Here is a 5,441-nt window from a genome sequence, read left to right as displayed (position 1 = left end):
ATACGGCGGCGCGGGGGGTGGGGTCGCGGGGCGGTGTCGAGTTGTAAATCACAATATCTGGCCGCGCGCCGGGCCGGTGGGGCCCGGGCGGCCGGGGATGGTGAGGCAGGCGGACGGCAGCTTGTCGGGAGGGCCGGGCGGTGGTGGGGTGGGTGTCTGGTTAACTGGGCGGTGGTGGGGCTCGCCGCTCCGGCGTGGTCGGGATGAACCGCGGCGTATGCGCCGCCGACAGTCCCTACCCGATGTGAACCCGTGGGTTGATTCGTGTAGGAGACAGGTGTGACCGAGGGGCAAATCCACCAGGAGGATCTCTCGCCGGGCGACTCGGATATCGACGTGCGTGCCGTGGGGCAGCGCCGCGAGCTGAGCCGATCGCACGGGGCGATACTGCTCGTCATCGCCGCAGGCGGTGGTGTCGGCGCGCTCGCCCGGTACGGCCTGGCGCAGTGGTGGCCGACGCGGACGGGTGGGTTCCCGTGGGCCACGTTCGTCACCAATGTCAGCGGCTGCTTTCTCATCGGTGTCCTGATGGTCGCCGTCGTCGAGATCGGGACCGCGCATCCGCTGGTCCGGCCGTTTCTGGGGGTGGGCATCCTGGGCGGATTCACGACCTTCTCCACCTATGCCACCGAGATCCGCGACCTCCTCGAGCCCGGCACCGTGATCATCGCCTTCGCCTATCTCGCGGGCACGCTGCTGAGTGCCCTGCTGGCCACGGCGGTGGCGATGCGCTCGGCGCGTGCGTGCCACGAGCTGCTGCGGCGTGGCCGCCGACGGGCGGTACGGTGATCGGTCCAGCGACGGAACTCCGCACGAGAGGCATTGTGCCGCAACGATATCGGGCGTTCGCTGGGAGCGGTCGCGGGTCCGGGAGGCGGGCATGACCGCGTTACTGGTCTTCGTCGGCGCGATGGTCGGCGCGCCCGTGCGCTATCTCGTCGACCGCGCCGTGCAGACCCGCCACGACGGCGTCTTCCCGTGGGGCACCTTCCTCGTCAACCTCACCGGTTGCCTGATCCTCGGCGGCCTGACCGGCGCGGCGGTGTCCACGCCCGTCCTCGCCGTCCTCGGCACCGGATTCTGTGGCGCGCTCACCACTTACAGCACCTTCAGCTACGAAACCGTCCGGCTCGCGGAGGAACGCAGCTACCTCTACGCGGCCGTGAATATCGTCGCGAGCGTCGCCGCGGGGCTGGGCGCCGCAGTGCTCGCATACGCCGCCATCGATGCGATCGCAGGCTGAAGTCCGCCGTGCTCCCGGCGGTGAGCCGCCTGCACGATCGGTGCGTCGGAATCATGCGTGCGCGTCGTAAATGGCCTGTGCGAGAGACGATTTGAGCGCCTGGAACTCCGGCGTCGCGATTACCGACAGGTCCCGGATGCCGTCGCCGCCGCCCGGTAGCTCGATGCGCCGATCGACGATGACGCGACCGGGCCGCGCGCTCATCACCAGCACGCGGGTCGACAGGAATACCGCCTCCTCCACCGAATGCGTCACGAACACAATGGTTTTGCCCGCTTTCCGCCACAGCCGGAGCAGTTCGACCTGTAATCGTTCGCGGGTGAGCTGGTCGAGCGCGCCGAAGGGCTCGTCCATGAGGATGATGCGCGGATCGTTGGCCAGCACCCGGGCGATCTGGGCGCGCTGCTGCATACCGCCGGACAGCTCGTAGGGCCGCCGGTCGGCGAACTCGGCCAGCCCGACCAGCTCCAGCAGCCGGTCCGCCTCGGCGCGGCGGGTACCGCGGTGTACCCCACGGCATTTCGGCCCGAACTCGACATTGCCGCGCACCGACAGCCACGGATACAGCGTCGGCGCCTGGAACACCACGCCGCGTTCGGGCCCCGGGCCGGTGATGGGATCGCGGCCGACCAGCAGGCTGCCGTCGCTGGGTTCGAGGAATCCGGCGAGCAGGTTCAGCAGGGTGGACTTGCCGCATCCGGACGGCCCGACGACGCTGACGAACTCGCCGGGCTCGATCGTCAGATCGGTCGGCGACAGGGCGACGGTCCGCCCGGTCGCGGTTTCGTAGGTCTTCGACACCCGGGTCAGCACCACGCGGTCCCGCTCGTCGACGGCGGTTGTCATTTCGCGCTCACTTTCGCTGCGGCCGTGGGGTAGACGGCATCGGCATAGGCATCGGGGGCCGCGACGCCCTGAACTTCGCCCTGGCTCAACAGGAATTCGGCGGTACTACGCAGATCGCGGCCCAGGTTGCCGCCGAGATACGTTGCGCCCGACTGGGTTCCGGCGTCCAGGTAGCCGTATCCGCCGAGCTGTCTGCGGGCGGCGTCGATCGAGATGCCGAGCTGCGCGGCGATATGGGTGGCCGCCTGCGCCTGGTCGCCGTTGAGCTGCGTGACGGCCCAGTGCTGCGCCGCGGTCCAGACCTCGAGGAACTTCGGGTTCTCGGCGACGAACCCGGCGCGCGCACCCGCGAGGTCGTAGGTCGGTCTGCCGGATGCGGCGGTCGAGGCGGCGGAGGCCACCACGTGCCCGTCCGCCAGCAGCTGCGACAGCGTCGGTTCCCAGATGAACGCGGCGTCGATCTGCCCGCCCTTCCACGCGCCCAGGATCGCGTCCGGTGTCAGATTCACCAACCGCACGTCCCTGTCGATTCCCGCGGCGGTGAGCGCCCCGGTGAGGCTGTAGTGCGCGGTGCTGGCGAACGGCACCGCGATCCGCTTACCCCGTAGCCCCGCGACCGTGGTGATCGAAGGGTCCTTGGCGACAAGCGATTCCGCGCCCCGGATGATGTCGTGGATCCAGATCACCCGCATGTCCTGGCGCAGCGGAGCCGACAGCGCGCGGGCGGCCGGAGCGCTGCCCAGCAGCCCGATATCGAGCGATCCGGCGCCGAACGCCTGGATGACGTCGCCACCGGAGGCGAACTTCGACCAGGTGACCGTCGCGTTGGGCAGGCAGGTGTGCAGCAGCCCGGTGTCCTTGACGATCAGATCGCCGTTGGGAATGTCCTGATACCCGATGCGCACGCTGCCGGTGAACGATTCGTCCACCGCGACCGGGCACGGCACCCGCTCGCCGGTGTAGCGCGAGGAATCGGTGCGCCCGGACTCCTCGCAGCCGGTGAGTGCCAGGGCGAGCATCCCGGCCAGGGCGGCGGCGAAAGTCCTTCGCATACGGGGCAATTCCATGGTGCTCGACGCTCTCCCGTTCCTGTGGCTCATGCCCGGCCCTGCCACGGGGCCACGACCGCGCCGAGCCCCTTGATCGCCGCGTCCAGGGTGAGCGCGGTGATTCCGATGACGATGATGCAGGCCAGCGTGAGCGCGGTATCGAGGCGCTGACCGGCGAAGTAGGCGAGTCCGCCGATACCGGGGATGCCGTTGTTGAGTTCGGCCGCGACCACCGTCGTCCAGGCGAAGCCGACCGCGACCCGGATACCCGCGAGCACCTCCGGGAGCGTGGCGGGCAGCAGGACGCGGGTGGTGACCTGTAGACGGGTCGCGCCCAGCGACCGAGCGGCGTTGATGCGATCGGCCGAAACCCCGTGCACCCCGGTCATCGTGGCGATGACCACGGGCGGGAACGCGGCCAGGAACAGCAGCCAGATCTTCGAGGTGTCGCCGATGCCGAACCACACGATCAGCAGGCCGATATATCCCAGCGGCGGCAGCGCGCGCAGGAAGTTGAGATACGGCTCCACCACGGCCGCAACCGTTTTCGACGTGCCGAGCACGAAACCGACCACCGGGCCGAGGACGATGGCCGCGCCCGCTCCGGCGAAGATGCGCTGCAGGCTGGCCACCAGATGTTCCCACAGGAAATAGTTCTGCTCGCCCTGGACCTCGCGCGGCACTCCGGGCGCGAGCTGGTGCCAGCTGTTGGCCCGAACGAACGCGTCCCATACGGCACCGGGCCCGGGCAGGAACTGGGCGTCGATCACGTTGGCCGCCGCGACCAGCCACCACAGCAGCACGAACGCGGCGAGCGAAAGCCCGCGCACCGCAACGCGTGCGATCCGCGCCGTTCGACGTCGGCCGCGGATCACTCGCGAAGCAGGCTGCGGCGGTGCGGAATCCGGCGGACCGGCCGATTCGGGCGTGGACGGAGGTGGCGCGCCGCCCGCATGTGGCTCGACGGCCATCGGAGGTTGGGGCACGCGATTCACCTTCCTGCTGAACTGATCTCGGCCGGTCGCTGCTTCGGGGCCACGGCCTTCCGGTGGGATCCTGTCGAACACTCGGTGCGCCGAACAGGGTCACGATCACCGTGATCGAAATGGCGCCGACAGGTGGTGTCGAAGCGAATTCGGCAGTGCGGCGCGTTGTTTCCCCGGGCCTTTGCAGTGCGCAGTGAATGTCGCGCCGTGCATCGGGGAGGAATGGCGGCACGTCCCGAGGCATTGATCCGAGGGATTGTTTTCGGCGGCGCGGTAGGGCGTTCCGGCAAACGCATTGGGGGTGTGGAACCGCCTTGGCACCGGCCCGCGTACGGCTGCTCGGCACGGTGGTTTCCGCAGCACGGTGTTGTCGAAGGTGTTGTCTGGACCGTAACCAAGATCGAAGACAGAGGTTCGTCAACCTCGCTACTAGGAGCGTTGCGAGCAGCCGATCGATTGCCGTAAACGTGACCTGGTTCACAATATCGTAGTGATCTCGAACACATAACGAGTGGGTAACTACGTTTATGTAATACAGGTTTCGGGTTTTTCAGCTGCGTAAACGGCCCGTTCCTCACGTGGTGGTCGAGACTATTTGGTTGTTACCGCAACGTGATCTACCGAGATTTGTTCGTTACCGTCGTCGGCGGCCCGGCAATCCGGGCTGAAACTCGAATCGCCGAACACCGGCAACCCTGTCCCGCGGTTCGAGTTCGACCCCGACGTTCACTGGGGACAGGGACCCGGATTCGCCTCGTCGACCGGGCCGGCTGGGCGCAGGCAGGAAACACTACATGTCTCGGAACCGTAAGTTCAGCACCCGCGCCTTCGGTCTCGCCGCCGTCGCCGGCGCACTCGTCGCCGTGCCGTTCGGCCTGACCGCCACCGCCTCTGCCGACAGCGGCCACAACTGGGACGCCGTCGCGGAGTGCGAGGCCAGCGGCAACTGGGGTGCCGACACCGGCAACGGCTTCTACGGCGGCCTCCAGTTCACCCAGAGCACCTGGAACGCCTACGGCGGCGAGGGCAACGCCGCCAACGCGAGCCGCGAGGAGCAGATCGCGGTCGCGGAGAACGTGCTCGCGGGCCAGGGCCCCGGCGCGTGGCCCGTCTGCGGCGCCTACCTGTAAGGCTTCGCGGGTAAATCCAGACTTCGACGGCCCCGCCACCCGATACGGGTGGCGGGGCCGTCGAAGTATTGATTTACCAGCGAAGCCATAAAGGTAGGCGCCGCAGACGGGCCACGCGCCCGGGCCCTGGCCCGCGAGCACGTTCTCCGCGACCGCGATCTGCTCCTCGCGGCTCGCGATGGCGGCG

Annotated in this window: 6 protein-coding genes and 1 pseudogene; 3 read left to right on the top strand and 4 right to left on the bottom strand. The window is 68.5% G+C overall.

Translation table 11 applies throughout. The annotated features are described in order from the left end of the window. Window positions 1-279 precede the first annotated feature (279 nt). Complete coding sequence (locus QH290_RS06230) at window positions 280-789, top strand: fluoride efflux transporter FluC (RefSeq protein ID WP_280261576.1); 510 nt, start codon at window positions 280-282, stop codon at window positions 787-789. Window positions 790-880: 91 nt separating this feature from the next. After that, complete coding sequence (gene crcB / locus QH290_RS06225) at window positions 881-1,243, top strand: fluoride efflux transporter CrcB (protein WP_280261574.1); 363 nt, start codon at window positions 881-883, stop codon at window positions 1,241-1,243. 51 nt (window positions 1,244-1,294) lie between these two features. Here the strand turns inward: crcB and QH290_RS06220 are convergent, their stop codons facing one another. The 3 genes from QH290_RS06220 to QH290_RS06210 are packed head-to-tail and all read right to left on the bottom strand — an operon-like array spanning window position 1,295 to window position 4,133. Further along, window positions 1,295-2,089, bottom strand: coding sequence for an ABC transporter ATP-binding protein (locus tag QH290_RS06220; RefSeq protein WP_280261572.1), 795 nt, complete (start codon window positions 2,087-2,089; stop codon window positions 1,295-1,297). Further along, a complete protein-coding gene (locus QH290_RS06215) occupies window positions 2,086-3,141 on the bottom strand; it encodes a taurine ABC transporter substrate-binding protein (RefSeq protein ID WP_280382226.1) in 1,056 nt (351 codons plus the stop codon). Before QH290_RS06215 ends, QH290_RS06220 begins: the two co-directional genes overlap by 4 nt. A gap of 44 nt (window positions 3,142-3,185) precedes the next feature. Continuing rightward, window positions 3,186-4,133, bottom strand: coding sequence for an ABC transporter permease (locus QH290_RS06210; RefSeq protein ID WP_425301533.1), 948 nt, complete (start codon window positions 4,131-4,133; stop codon window positions 3,186-3,188). A gap of 785 nt (window positions 4,134-4,918) precedes the next feature. Here QH290_RS06210 and QH290_RS06205 point away from each other — a divergent pair. Then, complete coding sequence (locus QH290_RS06205) at window positions 4,919-5,254, top strand: transglycosylase family protein (RefSeq protein ID WP_280261567.1); 336 nt, start codon at window positions 4,919-4,921, stop codon at window positions 5,252-5,254. Window positions 5,255-5,344: 90 nt separating this feature from the next. Here the strand turns inward: QH290_RS06205 and QH290_RS06200 are convergent. After that, a pseudogene (locus QH290_RS06200) lies at window positions 5,345-5,441 on the bottom strand (transglycosylase family protein); the annotation flags it as partial.

The organism is Nocardia wallacei, assembly GCF_029869545.1.
Taxonomy (GTDB): domain Bacteria; phylum Actinomycetota; class Actinomycetes; order Mycobacteriales; family Mycobacteriaceae; genus Nocardia; species Nocardia wallacei_A.
Note: the sequence above shows the minus strand (reverse complement) of the source record. Positions and strands in the feature narration are given on the sequence as shown.

Coding starts and splice junctions, on each gene's coding strand:
- QH290_RS06220 (WP_280261572.1), bottom strand. CDS start 2,089: ATGACAACCGCCGTCGACGAGCGGGACCGCGTGGTGCTGACCCGGGTG.
- QH290_RS06205 (WP_280261567.1), top strand. CDS start 4,919: ATGTCTCGGAACCGTAAGTTCAGCACCCGCGCCTTCGGTCTCGCCGCC.
- QH290_RS06215 (WP_280382226.1), bottom strand. CDS start 3,141: ATGCGAAGGACTTTCGCCGCCGCCCTGGCCGGGATGCTCGCCCTGGCA.
- crcB (WP_280261574.1), top strand. CDS start 881: ATGACCGCGTTACTGGTCTTCGTCGGCGCGATGGTCGGCGCGCCCGTG.